Source organism: Bacillus methanolicus (assembly GCF_028888695.1).
Lineage (GTDB): Bacteria > Bacillota > Bacilli > Bacillales > Cytobacillaceae > Bacillus_Z > Bacillus_Z methanolicus_B.
In genome coordinates this window covers 36830-54932 of record NZ_PNFF01000004.1, presented here as the reverse complement: position 1 = coordinate 54932, position 18103 = coordinate 36830, and the positions used below count along the sequence as shown (strand labels likewise).

Here is an 18103-nt window from a genome sequence, read left to right as displayed (position 1 = left end):
CCTTTTGTAATTAATTACCAGATATTCAAAATCTAAAAATTGTGATAATCTATTAGTGGCGGTTTCCTGGCAGGAGTTCGGCATAACGCCGATCTCTAATTTTCCGTTTGAGCGCTCTTAATAATCCAGGAGCCGCCTTCTTCATCTCCATATACCCACATTCATCTTTACTACAAATATAGATAATTGCATTTTTTGGACGATCATAAGGTTGATAATATTCAACCTCCAAAGCGCCCTCTTCTAAGCTAAATGTTCCGATTGCTTCTAAAACTCCTGTGCGACATTTAGGGCATTGCATATGTAATCCTCCTTCAATGGAATGATGAAAATAACTTAAATTTTGAAAAACAAAATGCTTATTTTGTTTCCTTCGCTGCGATTTCTCTGAACATATATCCACGAACTGACCTACCGTATCCCATCCGAATCCGGCAAGCCATTTGACCAATTTTTCTTCGTCTTCACGTAATTCACGGCCTAATGCTGTTTCTAACGCATGTTTCAAGTCGTTGAACGCGATTTGTTCGTCAGTATATTTTCCCCATTCACGTTTCATTTACTTTACCTACCTTTCTATCCCTCTTGCATTCTCAAATAACCTCATTAACTGTCTATCAGGCTCTCTGTTCACAATCGCTTTCTTTAATACATTAACTAAAGGCTGAATGTCAGTAATGGATCGTATTGAAGCACTTAATAATTCTTCACGATCAATTCGGCTCCATTCAAGAGAATATCCATTTTTAAGCGCTAAGGAACGAATAAACTCACGTTGTGTTCTTCCGTTTCCTTCTCGGAAAGGATGCAATACGTTAATCTCGGCCAAATAGTATGCTGCACGTTCGGAAAATTTTTCGAAGTCGTAACCCTTCAAATGCTTTTCATTGGCTAATTCCTTAAACAGCTGTTTCGCCGATTCCTCAATAAACTGTGCATTAGCAAAAGAAAAACCGCCTTTCGCAATGTTTTCATCCCTAATCTTTCCGGCAAAAGGATAAATGTCGCTAAAAAGAAATTTGTGTATTGCTTGTAAGTGTTTTAAATCAAACTTTCCATAAATCGGTTTTAGATATAGCTTTGCCAATCGTTCACCTGTAATAATACGCTCTAATGTTTCGAGTTTTTTAGGATCACGAATATTGAAATTATTGATCAATACTTCGGTCCCTGGATACCAGTATTTTGATTGCTTTGATTGCATCATTGGTTTTCAGCCAACTCTCTTGCTTTTTTTAGAAAGGTTGCTCGGCTAATATCTCCACTCAATGCAGCTTTAATTAGTTTTTCTTCTTCTTCAGTTATTTGCAAACCTTCAAAACTCAACGACGCTTTTACCTCCGGCAAAATTCCTTCAATTTTTTGGTTCATTGTATTCTTTTTCATAACAATCTCCTTTAGAATAAGCAAACAAAATAAGCAAACAAAATAAGCAAACAAATTTGCTATCTTGTTTCGTAAAATCTTCGAAATGTGCAATAACTTAAATATCTGTAACACTAATTTAATCTCAACTTAGAAAATATCTCTTCCGGTTAATCTGACCATTGCTTTATGCGTAACTAACCAAGTCCCGCCACTTTTTCTCGCTTCATTGACGCGGAATTTTCCACGATTGCACCATTGTGTTACGGTGTTATCTGACAACCCCCATTTTTCCGCCGCCTCTTTTGATGTGTAGACGAGGAAAAGGGGGTTTATTCCTTTCCCTCAACCAACTCCACTTCGACGATGTATTTTCCGCTTTCTAAATCGTCCTCATCATAGTTCTCATTTGGATAGAAATTAACCACTACTTCTGCAATACGTTCGCCAGATTCATTTGTAATTTCAACAACCCGCTTGTGAAGTGATTGAATCTGTTCGTCAGATATCACATCGTATTCATATGCGCCTTCCACTCTTGCGAAAATATCCTCGATAACCTCTGCCCATGTTTCGTTGTGTGATAAGCGCTCATTTACCTGTGTTTTAAACATTTTCATCGTTCTCTATCCTTTGTATTGAAATTCATTACACTTTTATTATAACTGTATTTTGTATTGAATTCATTACAATTTAAAATTTCTTTTCGACAAAACATGATTCTTTCTATTGCACATTATGTGTCTACCGCGAAACAAAACAATTGTTATTTTAAAATGGAAAATCATCAGGCCACGGGCAGCAAGCTCCCCAGTTTCTCGGATCGTTGCGCCAACGTTCAACCTCAATTTCCTGTCTTTTCTGACGAACCAATTGAAAGAATTCACGTAATTTTTCCCCGTCTGGATCTTTCAGCTGGCTGACCGCACAATCAACATATAGTGCGAATTCGATCCATTCATCATCAGAAAGCGAAAGCGTTACAGTTAATCTTTTTTCCATAAGTAAATCCCATCCCCTCCCTCTATCTCGTGTTCATCCGTAAAATATTTTTTAAGCAACTTCATACCCATCTTGTCAAGTATCGTCGCTTTAAAGGCTCCAACCATCAAACTAAAATTTTGAACTTTTTCGTTGTAATAAGCTTTCAACCGTTCAAGGGTACGTTTTAGAAATAGATTCTCTCTCTCAAGCGTTTGAACGTTCTTTTTCAAGTCATTAATCTCATTTCTCAATGATCGATTTTCGTCCAACAGTTTCTGTTTTTCAGTTTTAATTCTCTTATTCTCAGCTTTAATTCTCTCATTCTCCCTCTGAAGGGCTTTATTTTCCGTTCTAAGGGCTTCAGAAGCTTTAGCAAGGGTTTTTATCTCCTCAAAGTCTGAAACGGCTAATTTGACCGATTTCGGCCCAAATAAGCCACTTTCTTTGACCTCTACTTGGTCTATCTTTTTTGCATGCTCTACGGATTTTTTTACATCCTGAAGCCGATCTTCTAACCTTTCAAGCTCTTCTTTGACCGTTATAGCCTTTAGCCGTTGTGTTTCGATATGCTTGCGATCACTTGACACACCACGCTCCAAATCAAAACCTTTTTCCGTAATGTGTTTATGAAAATCAGTCTGTAAGGATTGCAACTCAGTTTTTTTGCCAAAAAACTGTTTAGCTGCAAGTTTCCCGTCTTTTGTGATCGGAACCATTCCAACGTGCATATGAGGGGTTTTCTCGTCTTTATGGACAATCCCATATAAAAAATTTTCTTTTCCGTATCGATTTTGAAGGAAAGAGAGACTCTCTTCAAAAAACCGTTTTTCTTCTTCAGGACTCAATCGATCAAAAAACTCTTTATCACTCGTTATCACAAACTCGCATAAACGAACGGCATCTTTCCGAATCGCTCTTTGACCGGTATAGCGTTCATCAATTTCTTTTTGTATTGCTTCTTTAAAATCAATGGGAGACGAATTCAACAGGTCATAATTTAATTTCGTTTTGCTGTGATCAATGTCTGGATTGGTGTGACTTTCCTTTTCCCGATAATTATGAATCTGTATTCCTTTGACATCTGCAGCTTTGAATTTTTGCATGCGAATAATAGCAAAACTCATGAAAAAGGCACCCCCTCGCAGCCCCCTCAAATCTCGGTTTTATAGCTACTTTATTTTTATAAAGTGTATTCACACTACACTTTGCACGCAAAGTGGTGTGCCCTGCCGGGGGCTGTCGGCTATCGCCGAAGCACGCTAAAGCGTGCAGAAAACCTTGGGCTTTGCCCAAACCCACAAGGGGATTCATCCCCTTGACCCCCTTCAAAAACTCCCCCAACCCCCTCACATTTGAGGGGGCTCCCTCGCCGGTTGGCAGGTCGAACCGAAGGGGTTCGACAATGCCAAGAGGGTGTAAATCATGCGCTTGTGTCAACTCCTTAAATTCTCCCTCGTTACGCTATCGATACACTCAGTCCGATTTACCGTTGACACTTCCTCAGCATTCTTCCTCTACCACCAATCGAGTAGGAGGGAGCGATTAACTCCCGTCCTCTCACACCACCGTACGTACGGTTCCGTATACGGCGGTTCAATTAAGATGATTGACGCAAGTCTTTATAACTTCCGTGAATAGCTGTTCTCTTTATGCCAGTGGTCACTCCACCCTCCAAGAGGTCTCCCACGGGATTCACCGCTTCCTTCCTCAAGTGAGGTACTACGTTTTCTGTGTTCATCATGACTCACTGAATGCCAAGGGCTATTCTCTCTTAATTGTTCGGTCCTTCTTAGTTGTTCTAGACCAACTAATACTATGACCTCTGCTGACTTCTGACGGTTCAGCTACTTATCACTAAGTAGGTTATGAAGAGTACTTCACATATCCGCCAGACCTCCCCGGGTAAGTACATGCACTTTCACACCATCTATCCGCCTCATTTACTCGATATGACCTTCGACAGAAAGAGCTTTGTTTTGTTTGGCAAACTCACTCAATCATACCTAGCCTTATATGAGGTTCGTGTTCCTCGGACCGGTGTTTTGCCTCCAGCTTCCTTCAGATTCCGCGTCACCACGGACACCCTTGCTCTTGGCTAACCTCTACTTCTGTCTTCGGGGTTCGGGACTTACACCCTATAGTTCATGTACATGCCGGGCGCACCAAAAAAGAGGAGCCCTTTTAAAGGCTCCTCTTTCATTCAACGGCGCAAACGTTGAATGTTCAGTAAAGATCAGTATATTTATAATATACCAACTCTCAACGAAATAAAATAGCCTTCATTTGCTTCTATTCACTACCTACATTTCCTTCTTCAAGCTTTTTATTTAATAATAAATAATCACTTTTATTAAAGGTTACCGCTACTCTATCCAATCTATTTCCGCCTGGATAAAGATATAATTGTTGATTGAATTTTATACCTAAAGGTACAACGGTTTGAACTATAAGATTTAAAACTTTGAAACATTCTAGATCAACCCCTTCTTTCAAATGATTTTTAACATTAATGACTACTACATCTTCAATATTTTCAAATCTAGGTTTTCTAGGAGAAATATCGTGGACTTTACAAAGCTTTTTCAATAAATTTTGATAGTGGTCAATTTTCAAAATAATACCTCCAAATTATCCCATTTCATGTTATTATTATAGTGAAAAATCTGACAATATATAAGGGGGATTCTAATGAAAAAGATAATTTTTTTAACGCTTGTCATGCTTTTTTCTTTGGCTATAGTAATAGTTACGCCAGCATTTGCAAGTGAAACACCTGACCAAAAATTAGAAGAACTATCTAAAACAGGTGAAATCATTTATCAAGATGATGAAATAACAGTTAGAAGTTTCGGGAATGATCCGGAAATTTCAGACGCGATTATCAATCATCCTAATAGCGTCGTTGCAGATGAAAATCCTGTAGTAAATAACGATACTACCGGTAATGTAATTGTCCCTTTTTCTTCTGTTACTGGTCCTGGTGGACGAGCGAGCATTGTAGCAGGAGATAGTGGAAGAATTGTATATTGGACAGTAAAACCTGCTACATTATGGCCGTACAATTTTGTAGGTGTCGTAAAATTAAGATACCATTCCGGATTTAAAAGAGATGCACCGATTGGTGGTATGGGAGCTTTAGGTTCAAGCCTTAGTGGTTCTGTAACTATGAATAAAAATAATGGCGGAGTGGCTTATCTTTCAGGAACAGCATATGCAATAAGTGGTGATCAATATAAAGTTTTACCAGGAGTACACACTTCATTTTAAACAAAAAAGAGCACTCCTTCTGGAATGCTCTTTTTCACTCTATCACATAATTTTTTAACCCCACATGCCATCTTGCGATGACATCAAACGCACCATTTGAGATTTCATCTTCCTCCGATATGTTCATGAGATCGCCCTCTTCAGGGTCTTCGAAATCCAATTCTTTGTGAACCTGTTTAAGCAACCCACCATATCCGATCAATCTTTTATATGCCAAAGCATTATCTAAAACCAGGACAGTCTCAACATTTTCACGAGTAACCGTGTTTCCCTGAATAACATCCGTATCCTTTACTGGATACTTTGAAACTTCCAAAATAGCTTTTTGTTCTTTGATAGCCTTTTTGAGATCTTCTTCGTAAATTGGCAAGTCATCCAATTTCTCTTTTGGTTTAACTCTTTGAATATGCACGATTGGCGTATAATCCAATCTCATAGCTTTTTGCCAAAGGCTTGTCCATTCTGATTGCTTTATGTAATTTCTCGTAAAATAACTCGGCGCGACGCATAGCAAAACATGAAAATGGGGATGATACGTTCCGAATGATTCACTTTCAGGGTCTCGGTTCCTTGTGACCTCTAAAGCCCTAAAATAGCCCTTTACAGACGTTTTAAAAGCTTTATAGTTTGTTAGCCTATTAAACAGCTTTAATCGTCTCTGGAAGGCTCTCAGCGTCCGTATTCTTCACGGTCAGCGTCAAGAATAACCAATTAACTTTTTCGCGCTGGTTGATCGTTTCAACAATTCGTTTGTTTTGATAAGCAATTTTTAAGGATCGCCGCCAATTGCACATCGGACATAACCTCACTTTACAGAACCACGCTTGATAAAGTTTCAAACCTTCGTCTGTCTGCTTAAACACTAATTGATTGGTGCAATCTCCCATGCGCTCAGCTTTACTATGCAGCCCTGCACTTCCAAAATGTTTGGCTGTCAATTCAGCCCTTATTTTTTTGTCCTTCCAATTTCGTTTTTTCCCCGATTTCGTTTTATCTACCAAAAATTTTGGTGTTGCCTTTTTAGGTGTTTCAATGTTATTCTTTTCGTACATAAACTGAATATCTCCTTTCTGAAGTCCCTTCAGAAGGGTAAAAAAAGCCCCCTGTGATAGATTGAGATTCGACACCTTAACCTTATCACAGGGGCTTTTTTTCTGTCTACGCTAAAAAATCGGTTTGACGCCAGTTGCATCAAGGGTTTGAGCCCTTTTTTTAAAACGTAGTTGTTTCTATATAGTATCAAGATAAGAAAAAACCCGAAAATCCACCTCAATCCGAAAGAGATTTATCTCTCTAATTCGTTGTCTCCCCAGCTTCTTGTCATTCTATCTTTTTTGTGGTGGTTTCTCTTGTTCTTTCTTGTTTTTTCTCGTTTTTTTCTTGGTCCTTCATTCTCAACATTTCTTGTTTTTCTTTTTCTTTCGCTTCTTCCTTTCGCTTAACAGCGAGATATCCTTGACCTTTTAAAAAAATAGCCGAATTATCTTTCGTTTTTCTATTATATATTCTACCGAATTATCTCTCGTTTTTCAATGATTTCTAATAAAAAAATAGAAGATAATTCTTATTATCTTCTGTTTTTAGCAGATGCAAATATATGGTATAATAGAAAGGCAATAGAACGGAAGAACTCAAGGGTGGGTCGGCATTGTACCCCTTCATATGAAGAAAGGGGGTGATGCCGATGACGGTATTTGAAGCGTTAATGTTTGCGATTGCTTTCGCAAGTCTCATCGTTTCAATACTGTCTTTCAACCAAAAGAAATAATCCACCCTTGAGTTAACGGCCGGTCGGGTGGATTATTTCCTCTCCGCTGCCGATCCCCCTTGTAGGGAACCGTTCTATTGCGAAGGACCGAGGGTGTTGCTGCACCGTCGGTCTTATTTTTATTTATATGGAGCTTCTATATATATTATACATGTTTGAATGATGAATGTATAGGTCTATTCGCTCAAAGGTGACTTCGGCAAACTAAAAATCAAAAATGTTGTAACTTACAACAATAGATGTTATAATAATTGTAGTAAGTTACAACAATATAGAGAGGGAGTCAGTATGAAAACTTGCCCGTACTGTGGAAGTGGGGTACAAAATCACCAACATCGTTATTATTGCGGCTTTTGCAAAATGAAGCTTGATCGAAACGAAGTTCAGGAGAACGGGAAAAGAAAAAATCTCCTTCCTCAACAGCACCCGACGATCGAAGACGCTAAAAAACCCATGTAACCGTCAAGTAGTTTTGAACACTTTTTGCTAATTAATTTTGAACACTTTCTTTTCCGAAAATGGTAGTTCGATGCTTAATCCTATAGCTGTCATTTTCATTTAGTTGGATAACCTCTACTCTATGAAGTAATCGATCTAGAATAGCTGTAGTAATTCCTTGATCCCCCATCAATTCTCCCCACTGTTCAGGCCCTTTATTAGAAGTCAAGATGATTGAACTTCTTTCATATAAATGGTTGATCAGGTGAAAGAACAGATTAGCTTCCCTTTGGTCCATTGCCATATACATTAAATCATCAATAATGACCAAATCTGATTCTTTTATTCTTTTAAGCTGCATTTGTGACTTTCGAATATACTCTTCAGTTTTTAATAGGTGCACCAGTTCACCCATAGTAGAGAAGGTAACTTTAAAACCCTTTTGAATGGCCTCTAATCCTAGTCCAATCCCTATATGTGTTTTCCCTGCTCCTGGAGGCCCTAATAGAATTAGATTATATTGTTGCTCCAGCCAATTAAGTTCTCTCAGTTGGTTTAATTGACGAGTACTTAGGGATTTCTGTTCTTCAACATGAAACTCATCTAATGTCTTAAGATAAGGGAACTTGGCCCATTTCAACCTCTTTTCTACATTTTTTTCTTCTCGTCGTTTTAATTCATACATAAGGAGTTCCTGCAAAAACTCTTGATAGGTCCATGATGATCTCTCGGCATTACGAAGCAATTCTGGCAGCTTATTAGCCGTTTCCACCATCCGAAGATGGTGGAATTGATCTTGTAGAGTATGTACAGTGCTTGTCATCATGAAACGCCTCCTAATATTTTTATATAGTCATCCATTTCCCTAGTTGCTGCTGAGGCTTTTAAAGCGGGGTTATCATTTCTTGATTCTTGAATCGAAGGAGAATTAGGGGTTTTTGCTTGTTTTAATCGAGTTAAGTGTTGTGCAATATCCCGAAGGTCATTGGCACTCCATAACTGATCTTTGATACAAACAGCTAGGGCTTCCTCTATTTCTGATCGAAAATGGCTGATGGCGTATTGAATGACTTGAAGCTGGTCACGTATATATCTCGGATAACGGCATCCTACCTCATGTATAAACTGCTCAGCCTTTTCTTGATCTTTAAACTGACGAATAATGGTTTCTTTGTAGGCTTGAATTCCTTTTGATCGATCTCTTGTATGTTGGCGATTCTTTATCAATTCTCCTTTCCCATGACATAAAGGGTGTTTTGCCAATACTTCTCCTAGCGGTTCTGTTCTGATAATGAGCTCTTCTCCTTGAATTTCTACATATACCGTATTATCTCCCCTTGGACGATAAGTTCCAATTGGAAGGGAATAACGATTGGATTTATATTTTATAACATTGTCCTTGTGAACAGTCCTTGTTATACTAGAGCCAAGGTTGCTTTCGAAAGAAAGCAGGGTGGAGACTGGCTTTAAGTGTTGCTTTTCCAGGGCGTGCACTTCTACCGGTCTCTTTTTAGTTGTATGATGTATATTGTAATTTCCCGTCCTTTCTAACCAAGCTAAACACTTCTCATTCCAGGCCTCTAAATTTGGAAATACTCTATTTTTTGCAAAGTTCATTTTTACATATTTCACTACATTCTCCACTTTTCCTTTGCTCTGAGGGTCTGCCTTTCTACATAAGTAGATTCGAAATCCACGGTCTTGCTTATAAGCTTGAAATTCCCCAGTTAAGATAATATCTCCTGCATTTTCACTTACGGTGATCAAGTGGTCCTGGTCATAAACAATTTCCTCGGGTATTCCTCCAAAGAATTGAAATGCCTTCTCGTGACACCGAATTGTATCTTTCGTTGTAAAAGGCCTATCTAACCATTCCACATATTTGTAACGAGAGTGGGAGAGGACAAAGGTAATGAAATATAATTTGACTTCTTTATTCTCAAGATTCTTCACGGTGGCTTCTCCCCAATCCACCTGCACCTGTTGCCCCATTGGTAATTCTTCCACAGCTTCATGTGTTCGTATACGAACTACTTTAGGGATATGATAGATGTCTCTTATTTCACTTACATAGGCTCGGACTGTACTTCCTGCAACATCTAGTGCAGGAAATCGTTCTTTTAGCCAATCTTCCACCTGAGCAGAAGACAGATCAGGATGTTCCTTTAACCAACTGATAATCCGATCGCGATAGGGATCTAACTTCTTGCTTCTGCTTCCTAAAGATAAAATCCACTCCGAAGCCTCCTCTAAAGTCATATCCAAATATTTATAAACTGTGTTTCTGGAAATCTCTAATTTTCTTGCGATAGCTGCTACTTTAAATCCTTGTTTTTTTAATTGATGAATTTCAACAAACAATAGTAATTTTTCCACCTTTCGTACCCTCCAGCTAAACTAAAGATATGAATCTATCATAGCTTAGCTGAAATAAATATTGGTAAAAAAGTGTTCATTTCTATCTGGCGGAAACTGTTGATTATAATTTAGCAGTTACAACCCACTCCTGAACTGATGAAACTCTCCACTGTCGAATTGCTTTACCTTCTTAAATTAGCTCGAAAAGAACGATCAGATACGTATAACAACCGGTACATTTTCATTCAGGCGATGAAGCAAGGAGCGAAGGAATTTTCCGATGCAGAACAATACACGTATAAGGAGTATGAGTACTGGACGAGAAAATGCTTTGTCATCGAAAACATCCTTCGCGAACGAATCGGATTCATCCCTAAGAAAATCAATAAAGAGTTTATTCAAAATATGATACAACGGATGCAGCAACCCGTGAAAGACATGAACATCCAGCCTCCCAAAAAAGAAGTGGAGAGGGTGAAATGATCGCCCCTCTCCACTTTTTAGATGTTGTTGATCGCTGCTTCCAGCTGCTTAATCTGTTCATTCAGTTTTTTCACTTGTTCATCACGTTTTTTCACGTCTTTTTCATTTTTTTGCACCTGTTGCACCTGCATTTTCAAATCCTCGACTTGTTTTTTCTTCATCTCGAAATCCTGGACTTTCTGGCTCAATTCAGGAGATTCCGCAGCCAATCTTTTAGCTTCATCCATTCCCAAATGAAGATATGCGCTTAATAATTGGTTTTCCCGTCTCTCGGTCATTTTCACTTTGTCTTTTAATTGAATTACATCTTCCCACTTCTTATCCAGAACAGCGACCTCGAAATTAACAACCGGATTATCAACTTTACTTTGCAGCGTTCGTAGATCGTCGTACTTTTGATTACTAACTAAGTCGTTCACGACTTTTTCTGCATATTCCGGCTTCAGCTTAATGGCTTTTTCGGGCTGTCCTGTCTCTTCATATAAACTCAACATCACTTTTTGGTCTTTCTTGCTCAGATTATCAAATCCCAATCGCTCCAATTGATCTAACGCTTTTTGTTTGTCTCCCGTAATTGCCTGCCGGTAAATACCGATAAGCTCACTAGATGGAATGACTTCTGTCTGTTCTTGTTTAGCTTTTGCTTCTTCAGGTTTGGAAAAATCAAATACCCCTGTTGAGTTTCCAATGAGAATGACAAAAGCGAGTGCCGAAGCAGAAAGATACACGTATTTATTATCCCAAATCGACTTTTTCTTTTCATATGGTGCCGAAAGATTCGATTTTTTCTTGGAGAAACGCCAGACTGGCTGTTCAACAGTAGCAGCCGTTTCTTTTTTCGTGTTCCATTTTTTCTTAAAGGCCTCAAAGACGCTTGGTTTCGGCTGTTCTTTTTTCTCCTGTTCTAACTGACGTTCAATTTCCAAAATCGTCTCTTCTATAACTCTCCCGATTTCACTAGCAGATTTTCCGTGTAAAATGTTTTCCGCAAAACGGATGACGATCTCCCGTTGATCGATGAAATCAATTCGTCTTGGTTTCCCCAACACACGATGAAGCGTCGTCAAAGCCAGGATAATCGTTTCTTTTAGGGGTCCTACCAACAAAAAGCGCAAAACATACGCTAAGCAAATTTCGACATGAAAAAAGCCGATTTTTCCTACGCTAAAGAAATATCGGCTTTAATTTTATTGAATAAGAGGACGCAGTGAATTTAAACTAGCTATTTTCCTCATATCAAAGGTGTATTCACCAAGAAAATTGATATGCTCCCATCCCAAGGGTGAAATATGTTTTAGCAAGTATTCTCGCAAATCCCCTTTTTCCTTCAACAAATTTGTTGCTTCGGTAAGGTATACGGTATTCCATACGCTAATGGCATTAATTATAATGTTTAAAGCACTTGCGCGTTGAAGTTGATCTTGCAGTCCTCGTTCTCGTAATTCACCTCGTTTTCCAAAGAATAATGCTCTTGCCAAACCATTCATAGCTTCTCCTTTGTTTAATCCTCGTTGAATACGCCTACGTAGAGCTTCATTAGATATGTAATCTAAAATAAAAATAGTCTTTTCGATTCTTCCCATTTCTCGTAGGGCAGTAGCTAGCTTGTTTTGTCTTGCGTATGACCCCAATTTCCCCATAATCAGCGAACCAGACACTTTTCCTTCTCGAATCGAATGGGCTAAACGGAGCACGTCATCAAAGTTTTCCTGAATAATCTTTGTGTTAATCCGTCCACGAAGTAATTTTTCTAGGTCAGGAAAATCACTTGGCTTTTGAATGGTGTATAGTTTAGCATCAGCTAGATCACGAAGTCTTGGTGCAAAACGAAAACCTAACAAATGACTCAAACCAAAAACTTGATCGGTATAACCAGCTGTATCAGTATAATGCTCCTCAATATTTAATTCAGTTTCATGATGAAGCAGTCCATCAATGACATGTACAGCTTCTCTTGCATTTGTATTAATGACTTTAGTATAAAAAGATGAAAATTGATCACTCGTAAATCGATAAATGGTTGCCCCTTTTCCTGTACCATAATGAGGATTTGCTTCAGCATGCAACGATGAAACACCCACTTGTACTCGCATTCCGTCAGATGAAGATGTAGTGCCATCTCCCCAATAAGAAGCTAGAGCAAGCTTGTGTTGAAAATTTACCAAAGTTGCCTGTGCTCGATTTATAGCATCATCATACAATCGCCATTGTGCGGCATTGGCCATCTGGTGATAAGTAACTCCAGGTGTAGCATCTGCCATTTTAGTCAATCCAATATTCGTTCCCATTGCCATAAGTGCAGCCATCAAAATGACCTTTTCCTCTCCCTTTGGAGGGCGATTGGTGGAAGCGTGTATTAACATTTCGTCAAATCCTGTCCAGTGTGCTACTTCCATTAAAAGATCAGTGAGCTTAATTCTTGGAAGCATATTATATAAGGATAAACTGAAGGTTCGTGCATCTTCTGGGGTATTCTTTTCCAAACGATCCACTCTAAGGTTTGCTTTTTCTATATTTACTCCTTCAAGACTATCAAGGTTATTTGAAATCCATGTAAAGCGTTTGGCTAGAGCCTTCCTTCTTTCTTCAAGATATTCCTCGGCTGATGAACGAACTGCCAATCTAGTTTCCTTTAAATTGGTTGTTGTCCATTCATCTTTGGGAACAAGGTACTCCTCGAAGTCTTTATGGAGCCTACTACCGACTACAGATACATCTCCTGAACGAATATGATTTTTTAATTCCGTTAGGGCAGCCATTTCATAATAATGTCGATTAATAATTCCTTCCTCGTCATACACATGTTTTTCCCATCGTTTTGGGACGAAATCTAACGGAGCTCCATCTGGTACTTTTCTTTTTCCGGATTTATTCATCTCGTTTAATGTTTTTAATGCACGTAATAATGGTTCTGCTGCTTTTGTAGAACGAAACTCTAATGATTTCAGAAGAGTAGGGGTATACTTTCTCAGATAAGTAAATCGATTCTCTAGCAAATCAAGGTAATCATAATCCATTGGTCGAGCTAATTTTTTTGCTTCTTCAACAGAAGTAACGATTTTATCCCAAGGCATTACCTTTTCAATGGTGCTAAATGGATCAAGTCCTTCATCTCGTGCTTGAATAAGTGCAGCCCCAATATCTGCAAAATGAACAACTTTTTCATTAACTGCTTTTCCATTTTCCCTTTGCATTTCCTCTTGTGTTTTACGGCCTTTCGATTGTAGAATCATCATTTGCCTATCATGAATTTCAATTGCTTGGTCAATTAAATCCTGACTTAGTGTTACTAGGTATGCTATAAGAATGGCATATTTCTTATTTTCTTTAAATCTACGAAATGAATGGGGTTCATAACGAGCCCCAATGCGAGATAATTGAAGTAATCGATTAGGATGAACTTCATTTATGTTTAATGGCAGTTTCAACTCTCGAATATATTCTAAACGTTCTATTACTTTTAGAAAGGCATCAGGTGATGATTGGCCGGGAAGTTCTCTCAACCATGCTAATGGGGTTTTCCTGCTTTCTACAAAAGGATCTATAAGTTGATCCAATTTATGCTTTTGCCACAATGAAAGAGTGGCGGTTAAGGATTTAAAAATCTTTTCCTCTGCCCTATGACGAGTTTCCCACACGAGTCTCTCTATTGTAGTCATTCCAGGAAGAATTATTTTTCGTTTCCTAAGTTCTTCTTGAACAGTTCGAAGTAGATACATGGAATTGCCATTTTGAAGGGCATGTTTCAAAAGGTACTGAGCTAATTCCCGATATGTACTTACAGAAAAATTCTGATATCCGTATACCTGTCGAATTTCTTCCATATGTTCATGCTTGGTTGGGTCGCGTTGGGCATATAAAGAAAAAGAATCAGGATTAGCATTGATTTGTTTAGCTATATATTGGATTATATAATCTGGTATAGGTTCAACGTCTGTGAGAGACCATCCGGGATAGCGCAGTACACATAATTGGACAGCAAATCCCAAACGATTATGATCTCTTCTATGCCTTTTAATAATCTCTATGTCATATTGAGAAAAAGTATAGTAGGTCTCTAGTTCCCGTTCGGTCATATCAGCTGGAATTCTTACAAATTCTGCTCTTTGATCAGCTGTAAGCAGTTCCTTTCCCCTTGATGCCATTTCCTCCCGTCCCTTCATAAGTTTAGTTTATTGCTTTTCTAGGTATCGATAAACGGTTGTTCGTGAAACTCCCCACATTTGGGCAATATCTGTAATAGGTGTCCCACTTGCCACTAGTGTCTTTAACATTTCTAATTCTTTCTTATCTAACTTTTCCGGCCTTCCTCCTAATCGTCCTCTGGCTCTTGCTGCAGCACGACCAGCTGCCGAGCGCTCGTGAATAAGATTTCGTTCAAACTCAGCAAAAGCCGCAAAAAGATGAAACATAAGTTGTCCCGTAGCGCTAGCCTTGTCCATTGTAATGTTTTCTTGCAGACTATGAAAACTAACACCTTGATCATTGAGATCATTGACAATCTTAATAAGATGCTGCATATTCCTTCCCAATCGATCCAAGCGCCAGACCACTAAAGTATCACCAGTTCGAACAAAACGGAGAGCATCTTCTAATCCCTGTCGTTTATCTTTAGCCCCACTGATCTTATCGGTAAATATCTCTTCACAGCCATGTTCTTTAAGCGCATCTAGTTGTAAATCTAAATTTTGAATGCCTGTGGAAACGCGCGCATACCCTACCTTCATTTATTTCATCCCTTTTTGATTATTCTGTTTTTATTGTAACATAACTTAATTAGAGGGTAATATCTGAACATAGATTTATTTACAGGGTTTATGAACAATTATTGAGTATAGAAAGGCAGAAAACTAGTTTTATAATTACATGTTCATTAATTGATGAGTAACTGAACATAGAAACCTTTTAAAATGTGAAATATCTGTTAAATAACTATACTTTCACAAAAAACGACAATTTTTGACAGTTTAATATGATAAACTAACCTTGTTTTATATCAAAATAAGAGGGGGCTTTTCGACTCAAGATAATGATTTGTGAAAAATTACAAAAACTAATAGTTTGATTGGAGGAGCACGTATGAATTTTAAAAGTCTCATCACCATATTCTGTGATGTTCACACAATTCCGGAAATAAGTTAGCAAGATTGATACTCAATCTAGAGTAGCTCCTTCGTCAGCTTGCAGACCACTAAGTTGGTAGAATGGAAGCGGTCAAGTGCTTTCCTTGACGGCTTCCATTCTACCAACTACAATGCGGAAAGCTGATGGAGGGCAAGGTTAAGCAACCTGATTTTTATAAGTTTTACCTGTACATTCCAAAAATACACGTAGCCGAAATCTTTCAAGGTTTCTGAAGCCAAAAGCACGTCTTTTGATGTTCTTAATCTTATGGTTTGTACCTTCAATCCGGCCATTCGTAAAAGGTGTAAGAAAATATTGTAAAATTTGTGCCTTCCAATTTTCTATCGTCTTGGCAACTTGATGAAATGAAGGAAATGGGCTGCTCCATGCGAGTTGAATCCATTCTTCTAAGAGTGAATCAGCTGTATCATAGTCATTCACTTGGTATATTTCTCTAAAGAGTTCTTTTAGAAAATAGGCATATGACAATTCTGAATGCTCTTTGAGCATCTCGTCTAATTGTTGTTTTTCATTAGCCGTTAACTTTTCAGAACCTTTCAAGAGTTTAAACCGTCCCTTTTTTAGTCCAGGAGTTTTCTTTCTAACTTGGTCAAGTGCATGTGTCACCTTTTGCACCACATGATATTTATCAATGACGATACAGGCCTCTGGGAATATAGATTTAACAGCTTTATGAAAGGGATCCCACATATCCATGACAACGGTTTGAACACACTTATTAGCCAGGATCTCCTTGGAGAGTAAGGTTAGAGTAGAATCATAACTACGTTGATGTTCCATACCAAGAACACTGCCGGATTGGGCATCCATTAGAACGGTTTCATATCGGTGACCCTTTCGAACAGCGATCTCATCAAGGCTAAGGACTAGTTCATTGTTTTCTAAAGCACTATCAAGATGTTCTAAATGCTCCATTTCTTTTTCTTTAGCGATGGAATAAAAAATTCTTTCTACTGTCGTATAAGGAACTTTTTCCTTTCGACTTACTTCTTGAATAGTAGAGCAAATGCACATTTGATACAGATATTCTCTGTATCGATTGGTCTGATGCTTATTAGGACTGATAGATTCAAATGTTTGTGAAAATACCTCATTACAGTTGTGACAACGGTATCTATGCACTCTGACTAATAAGAAAAGGGGCTTACCTAATACGGACAAGTCACGAACCTTTCTTGTCCGCCAGTCGTGGACATTACTGGTAAAAAAGCCGCAAAAAGTACAACGTTCTTCCATCGTATTTTTCTCAACATGTAACAGATTGCAATCTTCAAGAAATACTTGTTTAACAACTTCAAATTCTGGCAAATCTAGTGATACGGAAAACACTTTTGAACCTCCTGTTATGTTAAGTCACGCTAACATTATTGCCAGGAATTCGTGAGTGTTTTCCTTATTTTTTGGGTTAAATCACAAAATGTGGTGATGAATCTTTTAAAAAGATCGTAATTTCTTGTTTACTTACTGGACTTATTCTTAGTCCCTATAGTGCTTACGCAGAAGTGACCGCAATAGAAGATTCTATTGTAAACGAATTAGAAAAAAAGATTGATACAATCGATGAATTACTCTTATTATCTGCTAAAATTACGCCGGAAAATAAAGAGGAATTTATTAACCAAGTGAATCAGATTCATATTGATGTTGAAGACTATCTAACATCACTAGAGACAGATGTATTTTATGATTTGGAGGAGTATAGCGAACTAAATGATAAACTTGGAGAATTGGATATAAAGTCCGCCCCATACTTTAATAATGGTATTCAGACTCTAGCTACAAGTTGGCGCTATGGAGATATACTATATTATGGTTCTGGTAATAGCAATGCAATAGGCGAAAAGTCTTTTACTGGCCATACAGCAGTCTTATCAACCACTGATTATTATGTTATAGAAGCTTCTAAAACTGCAAATAATGGAGCAAAAGTACACCATTGGAATAGAAGTAACTTATGGAAAGGGGCCAGTGGTATTAAACAACTAAAAGTTACTACTAAACTTGGGACAAACGCTACAACCACAGAACGTAGAAATGCAGTTAATTATGGCTTAGAACAAGTAAATGAACCGTACGCACTAAAAACTACAATATGGTCAACTGATAAATGGTATTGTTCTAAACTAACAAATGCACAATGGGATAGTGTTGGTTATAACCTCCAATCTTCAAGAGCCTTTTATATTGATGGTCTTTTGGCGGTAATCCCTAGTGATATCTTATTGGACGCGAACACGCGCGTTATAAAGGATTGGGGTACGACACTTCCAGGAAAAATCTAATTCTTTTTAAGGA

The 18103-nt window shown here is 38.1% G+C and carries 18 protein-coding genes and 1 pseudogene; 4 read left to right on the top strand and 15 right to left on the bottom strand.

Annotation, left to right across the window (positions count from 1 at the left end; translation table 11 throughout):
- Positions 1-52 precede the first annotated feature (52 nt).
- From C0966_RS17880 to C0966_RS17845, 8 genes are all read right to left on the bottom strand, one after another.
- Positions 53-559, bottom strand: coding sequence for a hypothetical protein (locus C0966_RS17880; RefSeq protein WP_274857005.1), 507 nt, complete (start codon positions 557-559; stop codon positions 53-55).
- Between the two features lie 9 nt (positions 560-568).
- Complete coding sequence (locus tag C0966_RS17875) at positions 569-1207, bottom strand: Fic/DOC family protein (RefSeq protein WP_042385843.1); 639 nt, start codon at positions 1205-1207, stop codon at positions 569-571.
- Complete coding sequence (locus C0966_RS17870) at positions 1204-1386, bottom strand: hypothetical protein (protein ID WP_042385846.1); 183 nt, start codon at positions 1384-1386, stop codon at positions 1204-1206. Before C0966_RS17870 ends, C0966_RS17875 begins: the two co-directional genes overlap by 4 nt.
- 129 nt (positions 1387-1515) lie before the next feature.
- On the bottom strand, positions 1516-1647 hold the full coding sequence (locus C0966_RS17865) for a helix-turn-helix domain-containing protein (protein WP_230581383.1): 132 nt from the start codon (positions 1645-1647) through the stop codon (positions 1516-1518).
- Positions 1648-1697: 50 nt separating this feature from the next.
- Entirely contained in the window at positions 1698-1985 is a 288-nt protein-coding gene (locus C0966_RS17860; protein WP_033016627.1) for a hypothetical protein, read from the bottom strand.
- 151 nt (positions 1986-2136) lie between these two features.
- Positions 2137-2367, bottom strand: a complete 231-nt coding sequence (locus C0966_RS17855) for a hypothetical protein (RefSeq protein ID WP_274857004.1) — start codon at positions 2365-2367, stop codon at positions 2137-2139.
- Positions 2352-3473 (bottom strand): MobV family relaxase, encoded by a 1122-nt coding sequence (gene mobV, locus C0966_RS17850; protein ID WP_274857003.1) that lies wholly within the window; start codon positions 3471-3473, stop codon positions 2352-2354. The genes C0966_RS17855 and mobV overlap by 16 nt, the downstream gene beginning before the upstream one ends.
- A gap of 1165 nt (positions 3474-4638) precedes the next feature.
- On the bottom strand, positions 4639-4962 hold the full coding sequence (locus tag C0966_RS17845; RefSeq protein WP_094245433.1) for a hypothetical protein: 324 nt from the start codon (positions 4960-4962) through the stop codon (positions 4639-4641).
- Between the two features lie 75 nt (positions 4963-5037).
- On the opposite strand from C0966_RS17845, the gene C0966_RS17840 reads away from it, so the two are divergent.
- Positions 5038-5616: a hypothetical protein gene (locus tag C0966_RS17840; RefSeq protein ID WP_094245432.1), complete on the top strand. Its 579-nt coding sequence runs from the start codon at positions 5038-5040 to the stop codon at positions 5614-5616.
- A 34-nt stretch (positions 5617-5650) separates the two neighbouring features.
- Here the strand turns inward: C0966_RS17840 and C0966_RS17835 are convergent.
- Positions 5651-6668: pseudogene (locus tag C0966_RS17835) on the bottom strand (protein rep).
- Between the two features lie 626 nt (positions 6669-7294).
- On the opposite strand from C0966_RS17835, the gene C0966_RS18725 reads away from it, so the two are divergent.
- Entirely contained in the window at positions 7295-7384 is a 90-nt protein-coding gene (locus tag C0966_RS18725; protein ID WP_412729544.1) for a putative holin-like toxin, read from the top strand.
- 490 nt (positions 7385-7874) lie between these two features.
- Here the strand turns inward: C0966_RS18725 and istB are convergent, their stop codons facing one another.
- Both istB and istA read right to left on the bottom strand, forming a co-directional pair.
- Positions 7875-8645, bottom strand: coding sequence for an IS21-like element helper ATPase IstB (gene istB, locus C0966_RS17830; protein WP_274855718.1), 771 nt, complete (start codon positions 8643-8645; stop codon positions 7875-7877).
- A complete protein-coding gene (istA, locus tag C0966_RS17825) occupies positions 8645-10198 on the bottom strand; it encodes an IS21 family transposase (RefSeq protein ID WP_274854157.1) in 1554 nt (517 codons plus the stop codon). The genes istB and istA overlap by 1 nt, the downstream gene beginning before the upstream one ends.
- Before the next feature lie 138 nt (positions 10199-10336).
- Here istA and C0966_RS17820 point away from each other — a divergent pair, with 138 nt between their 5' ends.
- Entirely contained in the window at positions 10337-10663 is a 327-nt protein-coding gene (locus tag C0966_RS17820; RefSeq protein ID WP_274857002.1) for a hypothetical protein, read from the top strand.
- A 17-nt stretch (positions 10664-10680) separates the two neighbouring features.
- Here C0966_RS17820 and C0966_RS17815 read toward each other — a convergent pair whose 3' ends face one another.
- From C0966_RS17815 to C0966_RS17800, 4 genes are all read right to left on the bottom strand, one after another.
- Positions 10681-11769, bottom strand: coding sequence for a hypothetical protein (locus tag C0966_RS17815; RefSeq protein ID WP_274857001.1), 1089 nt, complete (start codon positions 11767-11769; stop codon positions 10681-10683).
- A gap of 81 nt (positions 11770-11850) precedes the next feature.
- Positions 11851-14808, bottom strand: a complete 2958-nt coding sequence (locus C0966_RS17810) for a Tn3 family transposase (protein ID WP_274857000.1) — start codon at positions 14806-14808, stop codon at positions 11851-11853.
- A gap of 27 nt (positions 14809-14835) precedes the next feature.
- Positions 14836-15390: a recombinase family protein gene (locus C0966_RS17805; protein WP_274856999.1), complete on the bottom strand. Its 555-nt coding sequence runs from the start codon at positions 15388-15390 to the stop codon at positions 14836-14838.
- A gap of 553 nt (positions 15391-15943) precedes the next feature.
- A complete protein-coding gene (locus tag C0966_RS17800) occupies positions 15944-17137 on the bottom strand; it encodes an ISL3 family transposase (protein WP_274854635.1) in 1194 nt (397 codons plus the stop codon).
- Between the two features lie 173 nt (positions 17138-17310).
- Between C0966_RS17800 and C0966_RS17795 the strand changes: the two genes are divergently transcribed.
- The gene (locus C0966_RS17795; protein WP_274857051.1) at positions 17311-18090 is read left to right on the top strand and encodes a YiiX/YebB-like N1pC/P60 family cysteine hydrolase; all 780 of its coding nucleotides are present in this window, start codon (positions 17311-17313) and stop codon (positions 18088-18090) included.
- Positions 18091-18103: the final 13 nt, after the last annotated feature.